This window comes from Zooshikella sp. RANM57 (genome assembly GCF_050749885.1).
In the GTDB taxonomy this organism is placed as follows: Bacteria; Pseudomonadota; Gammaproteobacteria; order Pseudomonadales; family Zooshikellaceae; genus Zooshikella.
Genome location: NZ_JBOIUB010000003.1, coordinates 429,345 through 448,887, shown reverse-complemented (window position 1 = coordinate 448,887; position 19,543 = coordinate 429,345). Strand labels below are relative to the sequence as shown.

The following is a 19,543-nucleotide window of genomic DNA, read 5'->3' as shown; positions in this document are numbered from 1 at the left end:
TTATGACGATTCTACATTTCAGAATAGTTCTGCTTCTGCTATTTTGTCTAAGTCTAATTGGTTGTAATCGCCCTGATTTTTATGACAGCCAAGGGAAACCACTTGATATCGCAGAGTATCAGGGTCAGTGGTTACTGATTAACTATTGGGCTATATGGTGTACACCCTGTATTAAAGAAATACCTGAACTTAATAAGATAGATTCTCAAACAAATGTGAGTGTACTTGGCATTAACTTTGACAATGTGGGAAACCTTACCGAGTTACAGCAGCAAGTTGCTCAATTAAATATTAAGTTTCCAGTTTTTAAGCAGGATCCAACAGCACAATTGAGCTGGACGAGACCTCAAGTGTTGCCTACAACACTGTTGATTAACCCAAAAGGAAAAATGGTGAAACAATTAATAGGTCCACAAACGCTGGAGTCAATAACACAGGCAATAGCAATGGCCCAAAAAAGTAGTTGAAAAGATAGGTGTGCTGCTTGCTAAGTGTTCACCAACGAGTGTTTCTTCAATAAAAGGATTTAACCACTTCGAATATCATGGAGTTTTTATGTCACAAATTTGTAAAAAAGTGTGGGTGACAGGGCGTGTTCAGGGAGTGTGGTTTAGAGGTTCAACTCAGCTCAAAGCTGTTCAGTTAGGAATTACCGGTTACGCATATAATTTGCCTGATGGGCGGGTAGAGGTAGTGATGTGTGGTGATAGCCATGCAGTACAAAAACTAGAAGCATGGCTATCCAAAGGCCCACCTATGGCGGATGTAAAGCATGTTGAAGTAAAGGAAATACCTTGGGAAAATTATCAAGAATTTGATGTGCGTTAAATACAGATCAAATTAGAAAAAATCATTATGTGATTATTGAGGATACCAATATTTATACATAGCCATCATCACTTTACGAGGGTACCAGGTTTTGCCAAGGCTGCCATTATATCGGGCTAAAGCACGAACCAGATCACCTCTTTCTTTTTTAATATAGTGACTCAAAATGGTACAGCCGTAGCGTAAATTGGTGGCTAAATCAATGAGGTTATCTTGAGGGCGGCCTATTTCATTTTTCCAAAAAGGCATAACTTGCATTATACCTTGTGCACCTACTGATGAAACAGCAAAGCGGTTAAATAAGCTTTCTACATGGATCACGGAGAGGACGAGTTCTGGTTTTAAGCCTGCACGGGTTGCTTCTTGGTGGACCATTTTTAACATAGCCAGTCGCTTGTCAGGGGCTTTGACAAAGCGAGAAAGCCTGGAATTCATATCCACCAGCCATACTTCTGCGTCATATTTATCATAAAAGCTGGACGATTCATTGACTGTTTTTTGGAGTAATGAGCGAATTTCTGCATCTGCAGGCTGTTGACGTCCCGCAAAACTTGATTGAATAAACAAACAAAAAAAGCAGATCGCTAGACGCAAGACGTTTTTTAAGTCTAATCGAAACACGACATAATGATTAACGTGATCTGATTTGATGTGGAATTGCTGCATAAGAATCAGACTATTACTAATGGGCCATCCTGCCAGTTTAATCTATACCTTACCTGTTGCATTGACTTTTAGAAACGCTAAATCGCGCTAAACCGCACGAGTAAGTGATGAAGTGTCTAAGTGAAGTGCCACATGGGGCACTTCATGATGAATGCGACAGATAAACTATTTGATTAAAGCGTAATTTGTTCTTTGAAAAAATCTACTATTTCAGCAACCGGAACGGTTGTAGAGTCTTTTGCTGACCGGTGTTTATATTCAATAACGCCTTCAGCTAATCCTCGGTCACCAATCACCAAGCGGTGTGGAATACCAATCAATTCCATTTCTGCAAACTTAACACCTGGACTGGTTTTTCGGTCACGATCATCAAGTAAAACATCGAAGCCTGCTTTAGTAAGTTGTTGATAGACTTGTTCTGTTATCGCTTTAACTTGCTCTGATTTATCCATTTTCAGAGGAACAATACCAATTTGAAAAGGCGCTATTGCATCAGGCCAGATAATGCCATGTTCATCATTTTTTTGTTCAATAGCCGCTGCCGCAATACGTGATACACCAATACCATAGCAGCCCATTAGCATAGTGACGGACTTACCGTGCTCATCCAGAACCGTTGCATTCAGTGCGTTGCTATATTTAGAGCCCAGTTGAAAAATATGTCCAACCTCAATACCGCGCTTGATAACCAGCTCGCCTTGACCGCAGGGGCTTGGATCACCTTCGACCACGTTACGGATATCGGCGACAGTCGTATATTGGCAATCCCGCTGCCAATTAGCACCTGTGTAATGGTAACCATCTTCGTTAGCACCACAGATAAAGTCTGCTAAATGCGCTGCAGAATGATCCACAACAATAGGAATGGATAAACCAACAGGTCCTATAGAGCCTGGCTGACAGTTGAGTTGTGCCTGTATTTCTGCGTCAGAGGCAAAGGTCAGCGGTTGAGCGACAGAATGAATATTTTCTGCTTTGATCTCATTAAGCTGGTGGTCACCTCGGATGATAAGTGCAACCAGTGTAGTATGACCTTGCTCATCAGGTTGACCATGTACGACAAGTGTTTTGAGCGTTTGTTTAGGTTCAACACTGAAAAAGGAGGCAATATCTGCGATAGTGTGTTGGTTAGGTGTTGCTACTTTAGTGAGTTCAGCACTAGGTGCTGGACACTCTGTCGTATCTGGTAAGGCTAAGGCTTTTTCAATATTAGCGGCGTACTGGCTGCTATTGCTAAAGGCAATTGCATCTTCTCCTGACTCAGCCAAGACATGAAACTCATGCGATGTACTGCCGCCAATGCTGCCACTATCCGCAACAACAGGTCGATAATGGAGACCTAGTCGGTCAAAAATATTGCAATAAGCAGTATGCATGCGTTCATAGGTTTTTTGCATACTGTCTTCATCTAAATGAAATGAGTAAGCATCTTTCATGACAAACTCACGAGCACGCATAATTCCAAAGCGAGGACGAATTTCGTCACGAAATTTCGTTTGAATCTGATAAAAATTTATAGGTAATTGCTTGTAACTACTGAGTTCATTACGGGCGATATCAGTAATAACTTCTTCATGGGTAGGCCCTACACAGAAGTCACGTTGATGGCGGTCTTTAATACGGAGTAATTCAGGCCCATATTGTTCCCAGCGTCCAGACTCTTGCCATAGTTCAGCAGGTTGAATGGCAGGCATTAATAGCTCGATGGCACCTGCTTTGTCCATTTCTTCACGAACAATACGTTCTATTTTGCGTAAGGTGCGTAATCCCAACGGTAACCATGTATACAACCCTGAAGCCAGTTTTCGTATCATTCCAGCACGCAGCATCAGTTGATGGCTGATAACTACGGCATCAGTAGGCGTTTCCTTTAAGGTGGGAATAAAGAATTCAGTTGTGCGCATAGTTGGCTACCAGTTGTATTCCAAAAAGCGGGTATTTTACGGCGCATTGCTGCGAATTGCTATGATCACGTATTATCAATATCAGTGAATAGTGTATTTTTACGAGATTGGTCAGAGGATAGCGTAAGATGGAAGCAATGAAAGATTTTAGTCTAGCTAAACAGTTACAACAAGACACAATAAAACTGGGCGATTTTTCATTATCATCATTGTTGTTAATGAATGATAAACGATACCCCTGGTTTATTTTAGTACCTCGTGTTCCTGGTATCGAAGAGGTTTACCAGCTTTCAGCGGAGGATCAACAACAGTTGTGGTGGGAAGTTAGCTATATTAGTGAAAAGCTTAAGGATATTTTTGCAGCAGACAAAATGAATATTGCCACGCTGGGGAACAAGGTGCGCCAGTTACATATTCACATTATTGCCCGGCAACAGTCGGATGATGCGTGGCCTGAGCCTGTGTGGGGCAAACTACCTCCCATCGCTTATGCTCCTGAGGCTGTGGAAGCGCTCAAGGAGCGTTTACACACAGTATTTACGACGTATTTAACTTACACTGCAGAGCGTTAAAGGAAGTTCGATGGATCAGATGCTTGTTGATTTACAGACCCAAATAGCTTTTCAAGAAGATTTGTTGCAGGCTCTAAATAAAGTGGTTGCAGAACAACAGAAGTCAATTGATGCATTACGACGAGAAGTGGATTATCTTAAAGATCAGTTACAAACATTGCCTGAGTTAATTCAAGCGTCGCAGCAGCCTGAGAAGCCTCCACACTATTAATCTAAATTATACCCTTTGTTGTGGCCATACCATTAATGGGATTGGTCGTTCCAAGAGGTGGTAGGAGGTCAGTGGGAAAGTAAAGCGCTATCTGCATAACCATTCCCTAAGCTGCGCAGATAGCGATATCACCATTAACAAAGTAGAAGCACTAGCGTTATTCAGTTTACTTTTTTATTGTTTCTCTCATTTATTTTGTGGGTTTCTCTAGGAGATGCCACGGGTTACTTGTCTTATTGATCGTTGTTATTTTGATACGGTGGAGAAGTATCTTCGTCATACTCCAGGTGAAACATATCAGGTGGAATACTCACTACATCCTCCGCCTGTAGACCTTTATCGCGAGCAGTAACAAGAAACTCGACTTGCTGGCCTTCTGCTAACGTTCGGTGTCCTTGGCCTCGTATTGCCTTAAAATGAACAAATACATCATCCCCGCGGGCACGAGAAATAAATCCAAATCCTTTACTGACATTAAACCATTTAACAGTTCCAGTTTCCCGTGCTGCCGTATCCCAGACAATGTTGGCATGCAGCCGGAAGTTATACCAGTGTGCACAGGCTGAAAATACGACACCAAACAACATAAGCCAGATTATATGAAGACTTTGAAAAATAGCGGACTCTGTAAGTGCTGCAATGATACTGCCTAACAGACTGATAAGTAACAGGGCCGAGCCAAGCAGTTGAAGCCACCATAAGCGTTGTGATAGTGGTAAGCTGAATAAGCTACCGACCAGTAGGTTAATGAGTGAAAGACTTAGCATATTCAAGGCTTCTGTTGAGGGAAGGGGCATATGTGCCTCGGGGAAAAAAATAGGCACACTGACTAGCGTTAATAAAAAGGCTAATAGCCCAAGATAACAATGTACGATACGGAGTAATTTGGCTAATTTCATATTGTTTAAATTTAGTTTTAGTGATGATTAAAAAAGTTAAGTAATGGCTTATTCATTGAGTAAAGTGGATTAACCTTAAAAGCGATTGAAAGCCATCAACAGTACACAAAGCAAAGGTTATATTGACACTACTACCATAAATGAAAGCACTATGCTTTACTTCCTAAGTGTAGTCTAAGACATTGAATTTGTAGGAAGATTCTCAGCTTACCTATAAAGTCATTCAGGCTAAATCTGTTGTTTATACCCTTCACGAATCATTTTTAGGGTTTGTTGTCGGCGTTCTTCACCCCAGTCACTTATGAATATAAGCTCTTGGGGCTTCATCACTTGACGGCCGCCCCTAAAAACCCTTCGTTATGGGTATATATAAAAAACAAAAGAAAATGCTGTTTTTCAGTATAAAAAGCGTGCGTCCTGGAAAGACTTGTATTATAGTTTCCTGCTAAGATGGTAAGCTTTTTAGGCTACAATCTAAGAGATTTTGTGTACGTTAAGTACTTCTGCGTATACAGGTTTTTACCAAATTGTATTGGCTAACAAATTAGCTCAATCGTTTGGTTTTGCTTACTTCCCAAGTACACTGCGCTGTCAGTCGTACTTAACGACAGTCGTTATCTATACCCATTGTTAAGACAAAGCGAACTTTATAGATTATTTTGTTTCAAACAATAGTTGATTTCTTATCAAGGGTAACTGACTGAAATCTAAAGTGTTTCCATAGCTATACGCTTTATTTGGGACGAAACTCATTTAGTGGGGTGAAACTCATTTAGAGAGTGCTAAGCCTGGGAGCATGGTTCGTTTAGTTAAAATATGTTTTAGTGTTGGAGTTAAATAGCAATGGCACAAGCAAAACGCAAAGCACCTGCAGCTATTAAAGAAAAATACAATAAAACTCAGTTACTGAATGAGTTGGTTGAGACTACTGGTTTAGCCAAAAAAGATGTACAGAATGTGTTGGACGAGCTTGCAAACGTAATTGAGCGTCATGTCAAAAAGCGTGCTTGTGGTGAGTTTACACTGCCTGGACTCCTCAAAATTACAACTAAGAAAAAACCTGCTGTTAAAGCTCGTAAAGGGGTGAATCCTTTTACGGGTGAGGAAATGATGTTTAAAGCCAAGCCTGCTTCAATGCAAGTAAAAGTACGTGCATTGAAAAAGTTGAAAGATATGGCAGAAAGCTAAGCTGTTTTTAAGGTGCTGATTGGCATCTTTTTTATAGTGGAAAGTAGAATGCACCCGTGATAGGGTGCATTTTTTTTCTGTCCAATAATAAAGTACTTAGCAAATTTCATTTTACGCATTAAAAAAGTAGTCATCATATTAATGGTAAGGTGTAATTAACAATAATACGAAATTCATCAAGGGCACCACCATTATCCATGCCTCGGTGTGAGCGGTAGGTTGCATGCCGAACCCGAATGTCCATACCTTCTAGCTGTCCGCTGGGTACTTGATACCTTAACTCAAGGTCTCGTTCCCACTCGGTATACTCTTCATTTGTACTGCTATCAAAGGTCTTTGCATCATTGGCATAACCATAACGAATGAGCCCTGTTAGACCGGGAAAACCAACCCCTGAAAAGTCATAATCAAAGCGAGTTTGCCAAGAAGTTTCATCTTCAAAGTTAAAGTCAGAGTATTGGATACTGTTGAACCACCAAGGATCACCTTCAGCAAAATAATCAAAACCACTATCGCCTGTCAGGTTTTGAGATATGATGGTAAATTTTGAATAATCACCCAGTCTAAAGGCCAAGCTAAAGCTAAATAAATCATTATCAATGCCTACTGAACCAGGATTATCGTCGTTAAAGTTTCCAGTGTCCTTTTGTCTTTCCCAGAGTCCTGCTACATCGATTTTTAGCCAATCACTCAATGGGAAGCTATAACTTGCTTCCAAATGATAGGCATTATAAGCATCCTTAGCTGTTAATGCTTGAGCGGCTAAATAAAGACCACTGTCATAGGTATAATCCATACTCAACGTGTATGCGTGCTCAATTTTATCTCGGCTAATGGCAAATCCGTATTCATAATGAATATCATCAAAACCACTATCATTTTTATCTTTTGCTTCGTATATACCCAGTAAATTTATGTTAAAACGGTCAGCTGGTTGACTATGAATATTTACTGCAGAGTAAGCAGACGGTTGAGATCGACTATCTGAATACATTGCAAGGGGTGTTTCAAATGTTTGACGACCGACTTTAATGCTGGTCTTCCAGTAATTTTCCAAGTTGAGTTTTATGAGTGCAACCCCTAAGGACGAGTAACTGACTTGTTTGGCATCTTCTTGAGTAATTGTTAAGGCATTTTTGCCTGTGCCTTTTCCGCCATCCAGTTTAAGCGTATTCCAGATAGAAAAGTCACCACCAATCAGGTTTTGCCAATAAGGCGATTGATAGTCAAAGAGTAGTGATTGGGTCCAGGCTTTACGTTTGCCATCCCTGTTGCCTGCTCTTACATCACCATTTTCATGGCGGTAATCTCGGTTAAAGTAGTAGTTTCTGAGTGTTAAATCAAATTTAGGAGCAGAGCTGTTTGCAAGGGTTGTACCACTGAAAAAGCTTAAAGTGGTACAAATCGAAGTGTAAAGAATCAGCGTTGGTGAAGCATCTTTTAATATGGATTTTGATAGCTGCATAAACAGCTCCTTATATTTATCAATGTATTTTCCCTTTTATAAACTCAGTAACATCCTTCGCTATGAATATAATGAGGAGCAAGGTTATTGTTTGCAGATCTCTATGAAATATAAATTAAAAAATTATTTACAAGACATAAATATACGTTACTCGTTGTAAAGTTGTAAAAAGATAGGGTGGATACGTAAGGTGATTGGAATCTATAGTCATCAGGAATTTTTTTTATGTAATTGCCCTATTTCTTTGAGCTTCTCTTTCTTAGTTTTTAGAGTTAAATAAAAGGTATATTTAGTAGTTTGGTTTATTGTAAAAGTTGTTATTGATTTAAATAAAAAAAACGCTGCAGATGCAGCGTTTTAGGAGGTTATACTATTTTTTAAATGGTATTAAAATAGCGCTATATCGTATCTGATTTTGATACGGTTGGTATCTTCATCTCCACCAACAGGATTATCAACACGGAAATGTTGCCATTCAACAGATAAGTCTTTCATGGGACCACTTTGTACGGTGTAGGTAATGTAGTGTCCCCATTCATGAGCGTTATCATCACTTGATGTTGCATTAACTCCAGCAGCAAGCGAAGCATCATCTATATCAGTACCATAAACATAATATGTATTTGCAACTAGACCAGGATAACCAATGTTGGCAAAGTCATAACCAATATCAACGATCCAAGCGCGTTCATCTTCGCGGTTGTAGCCTTGCCACTGGTCAAGTGTTGAGTTGTAAACACCTTCTTGTTGGTAGTTTGCATGCCATTCAGGATCCCAGTCACCATCAGAGGTTTTGTTATAACCTAGTCTCACATAGAAATCATTAACGGTAATGGTTCCAGACAGGTTCCAGTAGGTACTTTCATACCCTTGGGTCCCATAACCATTGCCATCTTCTTCTGCATCAGCCCAGCGGCCGTCAATTAGCAGGGTGATTCCGCTACCCAAATCAAAGGTATAATCAAATTTTAGGAACTGTTTCTCAAGGTAATCTTCAGAGTTACCCCACTCAGCATAAAGGCCAAGGCCATTATCAAACTTGTAAGCAGCACCTAAAAAGACAATATCATCAATCTCATCTCCCATCGCATCACGGAAATGTTTTGAAAAGAAGCTATTGTTACGAGAGTGTACTTGCGTCCAGCGAGCACCATATAATTTTAGGTTTTCAATATTACCTTCAATATAGGTGCCATAAGAGGTTGCTTCTAAAATACGAGATCCTGATGGGCAATATAATTCAGTACATGTGCGCTGTAAGCCAAATCTTATATTGGCATTCATTTTATCATCACCAAATTTAGCTTTTAAATTAGCGATGTTTGTACCTCCAATGTCGTTAGCATCGGCTGTGCTACTACCATCTTGAGGTAAGTTGGTAACACTGTAACCAATTCTATTAGCTGGGTTATCGAGTTTAAATGCAGCACCAGCGCCATAATCAAAGCCTATCATGTCCCATAAGTAGCCTGATGAATAACTAAATTGTAAACCTTGAACCCATTCTTTACGATCAAAGGTATTACCATTTACGCCATTTTCATTGAAATAGTAATTCCTTATACCCAAAGTAGCGCTACTGTCGTCTATAAAACCTGTTGCTTGAGAAATTGTTGGAATAAACGTACTTGCGGCAAGAATTGCTGCACTCAGTGAGGTTAGTTTAAATGTTCTCATTTGTGACCTACTCCTAGTCATATTGTGTTTATTGTGTGTGATTTAGCATTAAGTCCTGAATCACTGGTTAAGTGTAGGGGTTATTACGGAAACCAAAGCCAAAACTGCCTTAGTGCCACAGACTAAGAATAGTCATGTGAACTCCTTACACGTATTACTTGGTGTAATGTCACTGAAACGCAGAAGAGGCCCCGATAAAGCCGTGGAAAAGTTTTTTTCATACACAAGTCCATGTGTGTTTTTTTTGTTCCATTACCTTTCCTAGTATGGATCTTCCATGAGATTTTGCTAACAAATATAGACGGGATTTATTACAAGAATAAAAAAACGCCGCAGATGCGGCGTTTTTTTAGCAAGAAAAGTATGAACTTTTCGAGAGATTAGAAAATAGCCAAGTCGTACTGAAGATGTACAAGTGTATCGTCTTCATCACCACCAGTTGGGTTATCACCACGAGCATGCTCAACGTATACAGAGAAGTCTTTCATAGGACCTGTTTGAACAGTGTACTTAGCCCATTGAGTCCACTCATGTGCTTGGTCATCAGTTGTTAGTGGGTAGTCACCTGCAGCTAATGCATCCTTGCTAATGTTAGAGCTATGAGCATAGCGTGTACCTGCTTCAAGACCAGGTAAGCCAATGTTATCAAACTTGTAATTTACGCCCACAACCCAAGCGCGTTCGTCTTCACGATTATAACCCTGCCATAAGTCAAGGCTTGAGTTAAATGCACCCATGTGGTCGTAGTTGTTGTGCCACTCACCTTTCCAGTCACCGTCTTTAGTGACGTTATAGCCAACCCAAACATCCAAGTCTTGGATAGACAGTGTTGCAGTTAAGTTATAGTACTTGCTCTCATAGTTGCCATCGTAGCGAGATCCTTCGTCATTGAAGCCATCACCAGCATCTTTGGCTTTACCATAACGAGCATCTAATAACAGTGAAGTTTCATTGCCTAAGTCAATGGTGTAATCAACTTTAGCCAGGTATTTTTTCAGGTAGTCGTCTGACTTACCATATTCACCGTAAACACCTAAGCCATTGTCAAACTTGTAGGAAGCACCAACGATTTTGACATCATCAATACGGTTACCATAGTCATCTTTCATGTCATCATAAAAGAAACTTTGGCTACGGCTGTGTATTTTTGTCCAGCGAGCGCCGTATACTTTTAAGCTTTGTGCATTACCTTCCAGGTATGTACCGTAAGAAGACGCTGGTAATATACGAGAACCTGAAGGGCAGAATAGTTCTGTACAGGTTCTTTGTAAACCAAATTTCAAATTAGCATTCAGGTTTTCATCGCCAAACTTGGCTTTTAAGTAAGCTTGATTAGTACCTGCAATATCATTTACATCAGATCTATTTCCATCCTGGGGCAAGTTAGTAGTATTCCACTCGCCATCTCTGCTGTCATTAGCTGGTTGGTCCAATTTAAAAGCGGCACCCGCTGAGTAATCAAAGCCGATTATGTCCATAAAATAGCCAGATTTATAATCAAGCTGGAAGCCTTGTACCCACTCTTTACGGTCAAACGCATGTCCATTTACACCGCTTTCGTTACGGTATTGGTTACGAATGCTCAATGTAGCTGAGCTGTCGTCAATAAATCCTTCAGCTTGCGCTGTTACTGCTGTTGCAGAGGCAGCAGCAAAAACAGCTGCGCTCAATGCAGAAAGTTTAAACATCTTCATTGTGTGACCTACTCCTAAGGTGTTGTGTGTTATGAGTCGATTCGGCATGCCTATTTGACTCACTGCACTGTCAACATATGACAGATCTTACCTAATCAGTTCAAAGTTAGAACTGACGCATTGTTGTGTTTTTAATAAAAAACAACAATGAATGCAACGACATTTTCATGTGTTATTTCTAAAAGCTGTAATCTGTTTTATTCTCCATTTGTTTACCTAATCGTTATGGTTAAATTATGCTCAGGAGAATATAAACAGAGATCAGAAGCAGAAAAAGCCGGTAAGCTATGTGCTTTAGGAGAAAAACATAAGGAATTGGATGGTTGGGCTAGCAACTTACACTGCATAAGCTAAGTTCTACTTCTCTATTTTACTTAGTTACGTTTTTTTATTGACTTCTATTACTGCTCTTAAGATTGCTAGTGTGTGCATTAAACACAGTTAAATTAGTATTTTTTAAATTGCATTTGTTTGGTATCTAGTTTGGCCTATTATGTCTAGAACATAACGTTTTTACAAGAATGTAATGGTCATTTGTTGTGAAATTTTGTCATTAATATTACTAAATTTAAAGTCTCTACCATAGTCCTAACCAATACACTGTTGTTGTATAACATTGAAACCACCACTTTTGATATATTTTGCTATTTTTTGTTGTTTTGATGTTAAGTAAAGTTTGAACAGCTAATGAAAAAGATTGCCATTGTCATTTGTATTTTCATATTGGGTTTGTTTCTTGAAAAACACCAAGTGTTTATTACAAATATTAGTTTTATCTAATACTTATCTGAAGAGGTTAGAGAATGAAGTATAGTTTGATGTTTAGTGTCACTTTTTGAATTCAAATTCTAGCAAGGGCGTTCCTGAAGAGTTCGAGTGCTGGTTAAGTATCAATAAGCATTAAGGCTGTACTGAAAAGGCTGACCTTTTTTAGTAAGGTGCGGTATAATGCGCGGCTTTGTCTGAACTAGATAGAACACGATTAGTTGGCTGTTGTAGTCGAGGTGAAAAGTCAATGCCAATCTATGAGTATGAGTGTGGCCAGTGCCAACATGCTTTAGAAGTTATTCAAAAGGTAAGTGATGAACCATTAGTTACTTGCCCTCAGTGTAATACTGATGCCCTTCGTAAGAGAATAAGTGCGCCCGCTTTTCGATTGAAAGGTGGGGGCTGGTACGAGACTGATTTCAAAACAGGTAAGAAAAAGAATCTGGCTGAGAGCGATAGTAAAACGTCTGCCAGCAAGCGTAATGAATCAAATGCCAGCAATAAGAATGCCTCTTCTGGCGCAGCGAAAGCACCTGCAAAAGCATCCACAACCAGTAGCTAATCGTCTGATTATCGAATGTCAATTTAGTAAAACAGGGTACAACTATTATGCGCAGCCATTATTGCGGCGACTTAAGAGCATCTCACATTGGAGAGGAAGTAAAACTGTGCGGTTGGGTTCATCGCAGACGAGATCATGGTGGTGTGATCTTTCTAGATGTGCGTGATCGTGAGGGTATCGCTCAGGTCGTGTTTGATCCAGATGAACAAGCGGCTTTCCAGTTAGCTGATAAAGTCCGTAGTGAATATGTGATCTCAATTGTAGGTAAAGTAAGGGCGCGTCCAGAAGGTTCTAATAACCCTGAGATGGCTACTGGCGAAATAGAAGTATTGGGTAAACAAATTGAAATCCTCAATCAGGCAGAAACACCTCCCTTTCCTTTAGATGAATACTCTGCAGTGGGTGAAGATGTTCGGCTTAAATACCGCTTCCTCGATTTACGTCGACCAGAAATGCAAAATAAGCTGCGTTTCCGCTCCAAAGTAACTTCGATTATTCGAAATTTTTTGGATGAAAATGAATTTTTGGATATTGAAACGCCGATTTTAACCCGTGCTACACCTGAAGGTGCGCGGGATTATTTGGTGCCAAGCCGGGTTCATCCAGGGAGTTTCTACGCGCTTCCACAGTCTCCACAGCTGTTTAAACAGTTGTTAATGGTGTCAGGGTTTGACCGTTACTATCAAATTGCAAAGTGTTTTCGTGACGAAGACTTACGGGCTGATCGTCAGCCAGAGTTTACCCAAATAGACATTGAGACTTCTTTTATGAATGAAGAAGACATAATGTCCATGACTGAAAAAATGGTTCGTCAGCTGTTTACTAATCTGTTGGATATTGATTTGGGTGAATTCCCGCGCATGACCTATGCAGAAGCCATGGAGCGTTTTGGATCTGACCGTCCAGATTTACGTATTCCACTTGAGCTGACCAGCATAGACGACTTAATGCAGGGTGTTGAATTTAAGGTGTTTAATGGTCCGGCTAATGATCCAAAAGGGCGTGTTGTCGCGTTGAAAGTGCCTGGTGGTGCTTCACTGTCGCGTAAACAAATAGATGATTATGGTAAGTATGCCAGCATCTATGGCGCGAAAGGTTTAGCCTGGATTAAGGTGAATGCGATTAATGAAGGGGTTAGTGGTTTACAGTCTCCTATTGTAAAACATATTCCTGAAGAAACTGTCCAGGTTCTGATGAAACGCCTGGATGCAAAAGATGGAGATATTATTTTCTTTGGTGCAGATAAGACCAAAGTGGTGAATGAGTCCATTGGTGCGCTTCGTGTTAAGTTGGGTGAAGATTTAAATCTTATTGAGCGTCCATGGGCGCCATTGTGGGTCATTGATTTCCCCATGTTTGAAGAAAATGGTAAAGGTGGTTGGACTGCATTGCATCACCCATTTACGTCGCCAGCATGTTCACCTGATGAGTTAAAAGCTAATCCAGAAGCTGCGCTTTCTAGAGCTTACGATATGGTCTTGAATGGTACTGAGTTAGGTGGTGGTTCAATTCGTATTCATGATCAACAGATGCAGGAAGCTGTTTTTGAAGTGCTTGGGCTAGGTGAAGAAGAACTGAAAGATAAGTTTGGCTTCCTGTTGGATGCTTTGAAATATGGCTGCCCTCCACATGGTGGATTAGCATTTGGTTTGGATCGTTTGGTCATGCTAATGACCGGAACTTCTTCAATTAGAGAAGTGATTGCATTTCCAAAAACCCAAACGGCATCATGTGTAATGACACAGGCTCCAAGTGAGGTGGATACACAGCAGTTGCATGAGTTGAATATCCGTATTCGTAAGCATATTTAGTAATTAAATCTTATCTATGTCCAAACTGTGACTCAGCAATCGCTGAGTCACTTTTTAAGGCTCAGGAGTGTCCTCTTTTTTCTTTCAGGCTTGCTTATTATTGAGCCAAATCCAAGTGATGAATTCCAAAAGATGACAGTCTTGCTGTAAACGATTTAGGAGAAATAGTTATGGCTGGTCATAGTAAATGGGCCAATATTAAACACCGTAAAGCAGCACAAGATGCGAAACGAGGTAAAATTTTCACGAAGTTAATTCGTGAGCTAGTCGTTTCAGCTAAACAGGGTGGACCTATACCCGAAGATAACCCAAGGTTACGTGCAGCTGTTGATAAAGCCTTAAGCAATAATATGACGCGTGACACGATTGATCGTGCGATTGCTCGAGGGGCAGGTACTAATGACAATGATAATGTTGAGGAATTAACATACGAAGGTTATGGACCTGCAGGTGTTGCGGTTTATGTTGAGGTAATGACTGATAATCGCAATAGAACAGTGGCAGAGGTGCGTCATGCTTTTACCAAGCATGGTGGTAATTTAGGTACCGATGGTTCTGTTGCCTATCTGTTTGCCAAAAAAGGACAGATCTGCTTTTCTCCTGATATTGATGAAGAGTCAGTAATGGACGTAGCATTGGAAGCAGGCGCTGAAGATGTGATTAGTAATGATGATGGTTCTGTTGATGTGGTTACCGAGCCTGCTGATTTTTCAGAAGTAAAAGCAGCGTTGGTTGAGGCAGGATTAGCGCCAGTGAATGCTGAAGTCACCATGATTCCATCAACAACGGTTGCTTTATCTGATGAAGATGGTGAAAAGGTGTTTAAATTAATTGACCGCTTAGAAGATTTGGATGATGTGCAGAATGTTTATTCTAATGCAGATTTTCCAGATTCACTGCTTGAGTCTTTGTAAAGAACGGCTCCATCTAATTTGCTTTAATTATTTATTTTTATGTACCAAGGTACATCAAGTGTAAGCAGATTATTTTCTAAGTAAGTTAAAAAGCAGAGGCTTTAACCTCTGCTTTTTTTGTTAGCATGTTGCTATTCTGCAGCTGTTGTATTTTTTTGTTGCCAACCCTGACCACAGTTTTTGCCACGTTTTTTACCACGATGGCCTTTTTCCTTCATGGCTTGTTTACGCTGTTCATGATGAGCTTTAAATTTTTCGATCTGTTCAGGTGTTAGTACACTTTCGAGCTGACTTAATGTGCCTTGATAAACTTGATCCATTTCTGCTTGAATTTGATCACGGTATTTTTCATGTACCGCTTTGCGCTGTTGGTGTTGAGCTTTCATGATACTTTGGAATGATTGTTTCTGCTCAGTGGTTAACCCAAGTTCCTGAGCTGCACGCTCTCCTGGGTCGGGTCTTCCTTCATTTTGCTGACCCCAAGCGAGTCCGCCAAGTGCTAGAGGTAGTACCAGGGCGATAACGTTTAGCTTCAAACTTTTCTTCATGTTGATCACCTCGTAATCTGTTGTTTGGTGTATGAGGTGTAAGATACAAACTAATTAAGGAAGAAATGTGGATGAAAAAAGGAAGTTAATAAGTCTTTTTATGAATGCTCTGCTTGGGCATTATGTGTGATGAGAATACGTTAATTTAGTCTTCATACTTGTAGCCAGCACCATACACTGAATGAATGACTTCCTGACTGTCATTTATCGTTGCTAATTTTTTACGAATTTTTTTGATATGGCTGTCAATAGTACGTTCACTCACAATACGGTGGTCTTGATAGATCTTATCCATGAGTTGGCTACGGCTAAATATACGGTGAGGGTTATCAACAAGAATTGCTAATAGTTGGAATTCAATGGTCGTCAGTGGTACATATTCTCCAAAATATGTAGCGCGTAGTTGGTGCTTATCTAAATGAAGCAACTCATTTTCAGCAAAGGAAGGTTCATTTGTTCGACGGAGTACAGCTTTAACTCTTGCAACAACTTCGCGAGGGCTAAAAGGTTTACAAATATAGTCATCGGCTCCTAATTCCAGCCCTAATAAACGATCTATTTCATCAATACGTGCAGTGACCATGATAAGTGGTGTATTGGTAAATGTGCGTATTTGTTTGCAAATTTCAATACCATCTACACCCGGTAGCATCAAGTCCAGCAAAATAAGTTGTGGTTGATGTGTTTTTACCCATGAAACTGCATCTGTTCCCTCATTAAGAATATATGGACTAAAGCCTGCATGCTTTATGTAGTCAGCCATAAGCTGAGCAAGCTTTGTTTCATCTTCAACAATCAGTATTTGTTTTTCCATAGTGATACATTAATAACGTAAGTTTGCCACTTATAGCTTAAGTTTTATTGTTGGGTAGTAATGGAAAATTGATGCTTAATTTTAAACCTCCCAGAGAAGATTGTTGGGCTGTGATGTGAGCGTGGTGCGCATCACACACTGCTTTCACAATGGCTAAACCTAAGCCTGCTCCACCTTTCACACGTTGTCTGGACGAGTCGACACGATAAAGTCTATCGAACAAGTAAGGGAGTGAACCCTGTGGGACCTCCGGTGCTGAATCTTCCCAGGTTACCGTTAAATCATTATCGAGTGTTTGAAGCGTAACATGTATTTGTCCAGGACTATCTGTGTAGTGCAAAGAGTTGAACAGTAAATTGATAAACAACTGTTGTATACGATCAGCATCAAGATTTAAGTCAATTGGTTTTGTGCAGTGATCCTTGACGGTAATGGACAACTGGTGTTTTTCAAGAAGCGGTATATGGCGTTTAACTAACTTCTCTAAAATAGGTTGTAAGGGTTGAGCTGACAGATGATAGTCAATTGCGCCTGTATCTTCTTGGGCTAAGTGGTGAAGGTCATTAACTAAGCGTGTTAATCGTCCTAAGTCATCTTGTAGAGATTGAATACTGTTAAGGGTCAGGGGGCGGATGCCGTCTTCAATTGCTTCAAGTTCAGCTTGTAAAACACTGATGGGAGTACGAAGTTCATGTGCAATATCAGCTAACCATTGTCGTCTTAGGTGTTCCTGATGTTCCAAAATTTTACTTAATTGATTGAAGTCTGCTGCGAGTAAACCGATTTCATCATGTTGCTTAATATCTAAGGTTGTCGTTTGTTTTTGACTGGCCAAGGTATTCATTGCCGTTCGCAGTTTTTGAATAGGCTTGACTATCGAGCCTGCAAGGGGAATAGTCAGGAGAGCACTTAATCCAATGACGACCCCAGTAAAAATAAGTAAAAGTTGGCGTTGAGACTCAGCAAAAGCAATATCATTAAAGTCTGTAAGCTCCTTTCTTGGAATGACTCCAACATACCCTACAAGCTGGTTCTTTATCTCAATAGGGAGTGTTAGAGGGACAGCTTGCTGAGGAATATGGCCAATTAATATTTGTTGTTTTTCATCAAGTAATACATAGCGGCGCAGAAAGGATCTAAACCGAGGTCGGTGGGTTGGTAAGGGAAGATGAGACTCTCTTCTTATTGGCTTGAGCGCTTTTATCAGTAACTCAGCCCAGTGCTGTGGATGGTTAACTAATGGTTGCCAACTGTTACTTTGTTGATAGTACTTGGTCAGTTCTGGAATGATCTGTTCCAACTGGTTTTTATCTTGTTGATTAATATATGTTAAAAAGCCTCGATCAAAATTCCATTGAATGAGTCCCAACATAATTAAGGCAACTAAGCTGGTTGTAATAACGACGAGAATATACAGTTTCCAGCGTATGCTAAGAAAAATTGTGCCAGGATTTAATCGGTTTATATATTTTTTCATGGTTTGGTCATGATGTGCTTTTAGCGTATTACTTTTGAATGCAGCTAAGGGAGTAGGCGTATGCTTCTCTATGGAGTTCCTTTATCACCTTTTGTTCGTAAAGTTATAGTGTCATTGAAGTTATTGAAGATAAATTACGAACTTAAGCCCGTGGTACCTTTTGATCTACCAAAGGATTTTGATCGACTTAATCCACTCCGAAAAGTACCTGTATTAGTTGATGGTGATTTAACAATTCCGGACTCAACGATTATTTGTCTGTACTTAAATGATCAATATGGCCAACAATATGAATTGTATCCTGCTGATCCAAAACTCAAAGCGCAAGCTTTATGGTTTGAGGAATATGCTGACAGTCGAGTGATGGAAGTTTTAGGCCCACCTTTATTCTTGGAGCGTATTGTTAAACAAAAATTTAAAAAACAGCCCGTTGATGAGCAAAAGGTTGAAAAAGCCATTAATCAAGATATTCCACCAGTACTTGATTATTTAGAGTCTCATGTACCTGTTTCTGACTATGTATTTGATACATTTGGTATTGTTGAGATTGCACTAGGTAGTCAGTTTTTAAATGCTCATTATGCTAACTATGAAGTTGATCCATTACGTTGGCCAATCTTGGCTGCGTACTTGGAGCGTATATGGCAAGAACCAGTGTTTAAAGAGTGTATGCAGGTTGATGAAAAACTGCTTTCATCGTAGATATTGAATTTTCACATTGTCAGGCAATTCTATTTCCCGAAATGCTGCTGTTGAATTTGCTGGTAGAGTCCTTTTTGTTTAATGGCTTCAAGTCCATTTTTAAGGGCTTGTACGACAGCAGCATCTGTTTCCTTGTTGAACGCCATGTAATAACCTTCAGGCGAGAGTTCCTTTAAAAAAAAGGCTTTTTCTAGCGTTTTGTGAGGGTCATAGCCTGCTTTGCGGGCTATATAGTATGCTACTAGTTCATTCATAGCCCAAAGATCAATACGCTTGTTGACCAACAAGTTGAAACTCTTTTCATAGCTGTAGGTGCTGACTAAGTGAACGCCTTTCTCAAATCCTTTTCCGATTAGATACTGTTCTCGAACGCTTTCAGGAAAGGTGCCCATTAAATAAGGTTTTGCATCCTGAAGTGTGTTGATAGTGATGTCATTTCGGCTTTGTAGTTTAAACAAGAAAGATTTTGCGGGTGCAATGACTCCTATCCAATTGAATAGGTTTTCGCGTTTATGATTTCTACCAATAGAAAAGATGAGCGTGTTTGGTTCATTGAGTGCTGTTTGGTAGGCTCTTACCCAGGGATAAACCCTAATTTCTGGGTTTATTTTTAGCTCTTTGAATACTGCCTGGACAATATCTGTGCTGAGACCAACCAGTTTTTGATTTTGGGTATAGTTATAGGGGGGGAACTCCTCGGTTACCACGCGAATATTTAGTTCGAGGGCAAAACTTTTTATATATACCAGGCTGAGCACAAGCCATAGACTATATCTCACGAAAACCGCCATATTAGTTGAGAGGCCGCAGTACTGCTAACAGTATAGTCAAGGCTTGGCGAGA

The 19,543-nt window shown here is 40.0% G+C and carries 18 protein-coding genes and 1 pseudogene; 9 read left to right on the top strand and 10 right to left on the bottom strand.

Going from position 1 to position 19,543, the window contains the following annotated elements; all coding sequences use genetic code 11:
* Nucleotides 1-2: 2 nt before the first annotated feature.
* Together ACQ96U_RS09405 and ACQ96U_RS09400 are read left to right on the top strand one after the other, a co-directional pair.
* Complete coding sequence (locus ACQ96U_RS09405) at nt 3-467, top strand: TlpA family protein disulfide reductase (RefSeq protein WP_431720987.1); 465 nt, start codon at nt 3-5, stop codon at nt 465-467.
* Nucleotides 468-555: 88 nt separating this feature from the next.
* A complete protein-coding gene (locus tag ACQ96U_RS09400) occupies nt 556-828 on the top strand; it encodes an acylphosphatase (RefSeq protein WP_431720986.1) in 273 nt (90 codons plus the stop codon).
* A 33-nt stretch (nt 829-861) separates the two neighbouring features.
* On the opposite strand, the gene ACQ96U_RS09395 is transcribed toward ACQ96U_RS09400, so the two are convergent.
* Together ACQ96U_RS09395 and ACQ96U_RS09390 are read right to left on the bottom strand one after the other, a co-directional pair.
* A complete protein-coding gene (locus ACQ96U_RS09395; RefSeq protein WP_431720985.1) occupies nt 862-1,494 on the bottom strand; it encodes a lytic transglycosylase domain-containing protein in 633 nt (210 codons plus the stop codon).
* Nucleotides 1,495-1,667: 173 nt separating this feature from the next.
* Nucleotides 1,668-3,398, bottom strand: a complete 1,731-nt coding sequence (locus ACQ96U_RS09390) for a proline--tRNA ligase (RefSeq protein ID WP_431720984.1) — start codon at nt 3,396-3,398, stop codon at nt 1,668-1,670.
* Between the two features lie 128 nt (nt 3,399-3,526).
* Between ACQ96U_RS09390 and ACQ96U_RS09385 the strand changes: the two genes are divergently transcribed.
* Nucleotides 3,527-3,970, top strand: a complete 444-nt coding sequence (locus ACQ96U_RS09385; RefSeq protein WP_431720983.1) for an HIT domain-containing protein — start codon at nt 3,527-3,529, stop codon at nt 3,968-3,970.
* Between the two features lie 10 nt (nt 3,971-3,980).
* On the top strand, nt 3,981-4,181 hold the full coding sequence (locus tag ACQ96U_RS09380; protein ID WP_431720982.1) for a SlyX family protein: 201 nt from the start codon (nt 3,981-3,983) through the stop codon (nt 4,179-4,181).
* 314 nt (nt 4,182-4,495) lie between these two features.
* Here ACQ96U_RS09380 and ACQ96U_RS09375 read toward each other — a convergent pair.
* Nucleotides 4,496-4,867: pseudogene (locus ACQ96U_RS09375) on the bottom strand (cold shock domain-containing protein); the annotation flags it as partial.
* Between the two features lie 1,056 nt (nt 4,868-5,923).
* Between ACQ96U_RS09375 and ACQ96U_RS09370 the strand changes: the two are divergent.
* Nucleotides 5,924-6,268 (top strand): HU family DNA-binding protein, encoded by a 345-nt coding sequence (locus ACQ96U_RS09370; RefSeq protein WP_431720981.1) that lies wholly within the window; start codon nt 5,924-5,926, stop codon nt 6,266-6,268.
* Nucleotides 6,269-6,401: 133 nt separating this feature from the next.
* Here ACQ96U_RS09370 and ACQ96U_RS09365 read toward each other — a convergent pair whose 3' ends face one another.
* The 3 genes from ACQ96U_RS09365 to ACQ96U_RS09355 all read right to left on the bottom strand — a co-directional run bounded on the left by ACQ96U_RS09365 (nt 6,402) and on the right by ACQ96U_RS09355 (nt 11,104).
* On the bottom strand, nt 6,402-7,733 hold the full coding sequence (locus ACQ96U_RS09365; protein ID WP_431720980.1) for an OprD family outer membrane porin: 1,332 nt from the start codon (nt 7,731-7,733) through the stop codon (nt 6,402-6,404).
* 387 nt (nt 7,734-8,120) lie between these two features.
* The gene (locus tag ACQ96U_RS09360) at nt 8,121-9,410 is read right to left on the bottom strand and encodes an OprD family outer membrane porin (protein ID WP_431720979.1); all 1,290 of its coding nucleotides are present in this window, start codon (nt 9,408-9,410) and stop codon (nt 8,121-8,123) included.
* 380 nt (nt 9,411-9,790) lie between these two features.
* Entirely contained in the window at nt 9,791-11,104 is a 1,314-nt protein-coding gene (locus ACQ96U_RS09355; RefSeq protein WP_431720978.1) for an OprD family outer membrane porin, read from the bottom strand.
* A gap of 958 nt (nt 11,105-12,062) precedes the next feature.
* Between ACQ96U_RS09355 and ACQ96U_RS09350 the strand changes: the two genes are divergently transcribed.
* The 3 genes from ACQ96U_RS09350 to ACQ96U_RS09340 all read left to right on the top strand — a co-directional run bounded on the left by ACQ96U_RS09350 (nt 12,063) and on the right by ACQ96U_RS09340 (nt 15,159).
* Nucleotides 12,063-12,434: an FmdB family zinc ribbon protein gene (locus ACQ96U_RS09350; protein WP_431720977.1), complete on the top strand. Its 372-nt coding sequence runs from the start codon at nt 12,063-12,065 to the stop codon at nt 12,432-12,434.
* A gap of 47 nt (nt 12,435-12,481) precedes the next feature.
* Nucleotides 12,482-14,245 (top strand): aspartate--tRNA ligase, encoded by a 1,764-nt coding sequence (gene aspS, locus ACQ96U_RS09345; RefSeq protein ID WP_431720976.1) that lies wholly within the window; start codon nt 12,482-12,484, stop codon nt 14,243-14,245.
* A 170-nt stretch (nt 14,246-14,415) separates the two neighbouring features.
* Nucleotides 14,416-15,159 carry a YebC/PmpR family DNA-binding transcriptional regulator gene (locus tag ACQ96U_RS09340; RefSeq protein WP_431720975.1) on the top strand — a complete coding sequence of 248 codons (744 nt, stop codon included), beginning with the start codon at nt 14,416-14,418 and terminating at the stop codon, nt 15,157-15,159.
* A 131-nt stretch (nt 15,160-15,290) separates the two neighbouring features.
* On the opposite strand, the gene ACQ96U_RS09335 is transcribed toward ACQ96U_RS09340, so the two are convergent.
* The 3 genes from ACQ96U_RS09335 to ACQ96U_RS09325 all read right to left on the bottom strand — a co-directional run bounded on the left by ACQ96U_RS09335 (nt 15,291) and on the right by ACQ96U_RS09325 (nt 17,998).
* A complete protein-coding gene (locus ACQ96U_RS09335; protein ID WP_431720974.1) occupies nt 15,291-15,707 on the bottom strand; it encodes a Spy/CpxP family protein refolding chaperone in 417 nt (138 codons plus the stop codon).
* Nucleotides 15,708-15,852: 145 nt separating this feature from the next.
* Complete coding sequence (locus tag ACQ96U_RS09330; RefSeq protein WP_431720973.1) at nt 15,853-16,521, bottom strand: response regulator; 669 nt, start codon at nt 16,519-16,521, stop codon at nt 15,853-15,855.
* A gap of 37 nt (nt 16,522-16,558) precedes the next feature.
* Entirely contained in the window at nt 16,559-17,998 is a 1,440-nt protein-coding gene (locus tag ACQ96U_RS09325; protein WP_431720972.1) for an ATP-binding protein, read from the bottom strand.
* A gap of 60 nt (nt 17,999-18,058) precedes the next feature.
* Here ACQ96U_RS09325 and ACQ96U_RS09320 point away from each other — a divergent pair, with 60 nt between their 5' ends.
* On the top strand, nt 18,059-18,700 hold the full coding sequence (locus ACQ96U_RS09320) for a glutathione S-transferase family protein (protein ID WP_431720971.1): 642 nt from the start codon (nt 18,059-18,061) through the stop codon (nt 18,698-18,700).
* A 29-nt stretch (nt 18,701-18,729) separates the two neighbouring features.
* Here the strand turns inward: ACQ96U_RS09320 and ACQ96U_RS09315 are convergent, their stop codons facing one another.
* Nucleotides 18,730-19,479: a substrate-binding periplasmic protein gene (locus ACQ96U_RS09315; RefSeq protein WP_431720970.1), complete on the bottom strand. Its 750-nt coding sequence runs from the start codon at nt 19,477-19,479 to the stop codon at nt 18,730-18,732.
* Nucleotides 19,480-19,543 lie beyond the last annotated feature (64 nt).

Coding starts and splice junctions, on each gene's coding strand:
- ACQ96U_RS09380 (WP_431720982.1), top strand. CDS start 3,981: ATGGATCAGATGCTTGTTGATTTACAGACCCAAATAGCTTTTCAAGAA.
- ACQ96U_RS09395 (WP_431720985.1), bottom strand. CDS start 1,494: ATGCAGCAATTCCACATCAAATCAGATCACGTTAATCATTATGTCGTG.
- ACQ96U_RS09370 (WP_431720981.1), top strand. CDS start 5,924: ATGGCACAAGCAAAACGCAAAGCACCTGCAGCTATTAAAGAAAAATAC.
- ACQ96U_RS09365 (WP_431720980.1), bottom strand. CDS start 7,733: ATGCAGCTATCAAAATCCATATTAAAAGATGCTTCACCAACGCTGATT.
- ACQ96U_RS09330 (WP_431720973.1), bottom strand. CDS start 16,521: ATGGAAAAACAAATACTGATTGTTGAAGATGAAACAAAGCTTGCTCAG.
- ACQ96U_RS09390 (WP_431720984.1), bottom strand. CDS start 3,398: ATGCGCACAACTGAATTCTTTATTCCCACCTTAAAGGAAACGCCTACT.
- ACQ96U_RS09340 (WP_431720975.1), top strand. CDS start 14,416: ATGGCTGGTCATAGTAAATGGGCCAATATTAAACACCGTAAAGCAGCA.
- ACQ96U_RS09355 (WP_431720978.1), bottom strand. CDS start 11,104: ATGAAGATGTTTAAACTTTCTGCATTGAGCGCAGCTGTTTTTGCTGCT.
- ACQ96U_RS09325 (WP_431720972.1), bottom strand. CDS start 17,998: ATGAAAAAATATATAAACCGATTAAATCCTGGCACAATTTTTCTTAGC.
- ACQ96U_RS09385 (WP_431720983.1), top strand. CDS start 3,527: ATGGAAGCAATGAAAGATTTTAGTCTAGCTAAACAGTTACAACAAGAC.
- ACQ96U_RS09400 (WP_431720986.1), top strand. CDS start 556: ATGTCACAAATTTGTAAAAAAGTGTGGGTGACAGGGCGTGTTCAGGGA.
- ACQ96U_RS09360 (WP_431720979.1), bottom strand. CDS start 9,410: ATGAGAACATTTAAACTAACCTCACTGAGTGCAGCAATTCTTGCCGCA.
- aspS (WP_431720976.1), top strand. CDS start 12,482: ATGCGCAGCCATTATTGCGGCGACTTAAGAGCATCTCACATTGGAGAG.
- ACQ96U_RS09335 (WP_431720974.1), bottom strand. CDS start 15,707: ATGAAGAAAAGTTTGAAGCTAAACGTTATCGCCCTGGTACTACCTCTA.
- ACQ96U_RS09320 (WP_431720971.1), top strand. CDS start 18,059: ATGCTTCTCTATGGAGTTCCTTTATCACCTTTTGTTCGTAAAGTTATA.
- ACQ96U_RS09405 (WP_431720987.1), top strand. CDS start 3: ATGACGATTCTACATTTCAGAATAGTTCTGCTTCTGCTATTTTGTCTA.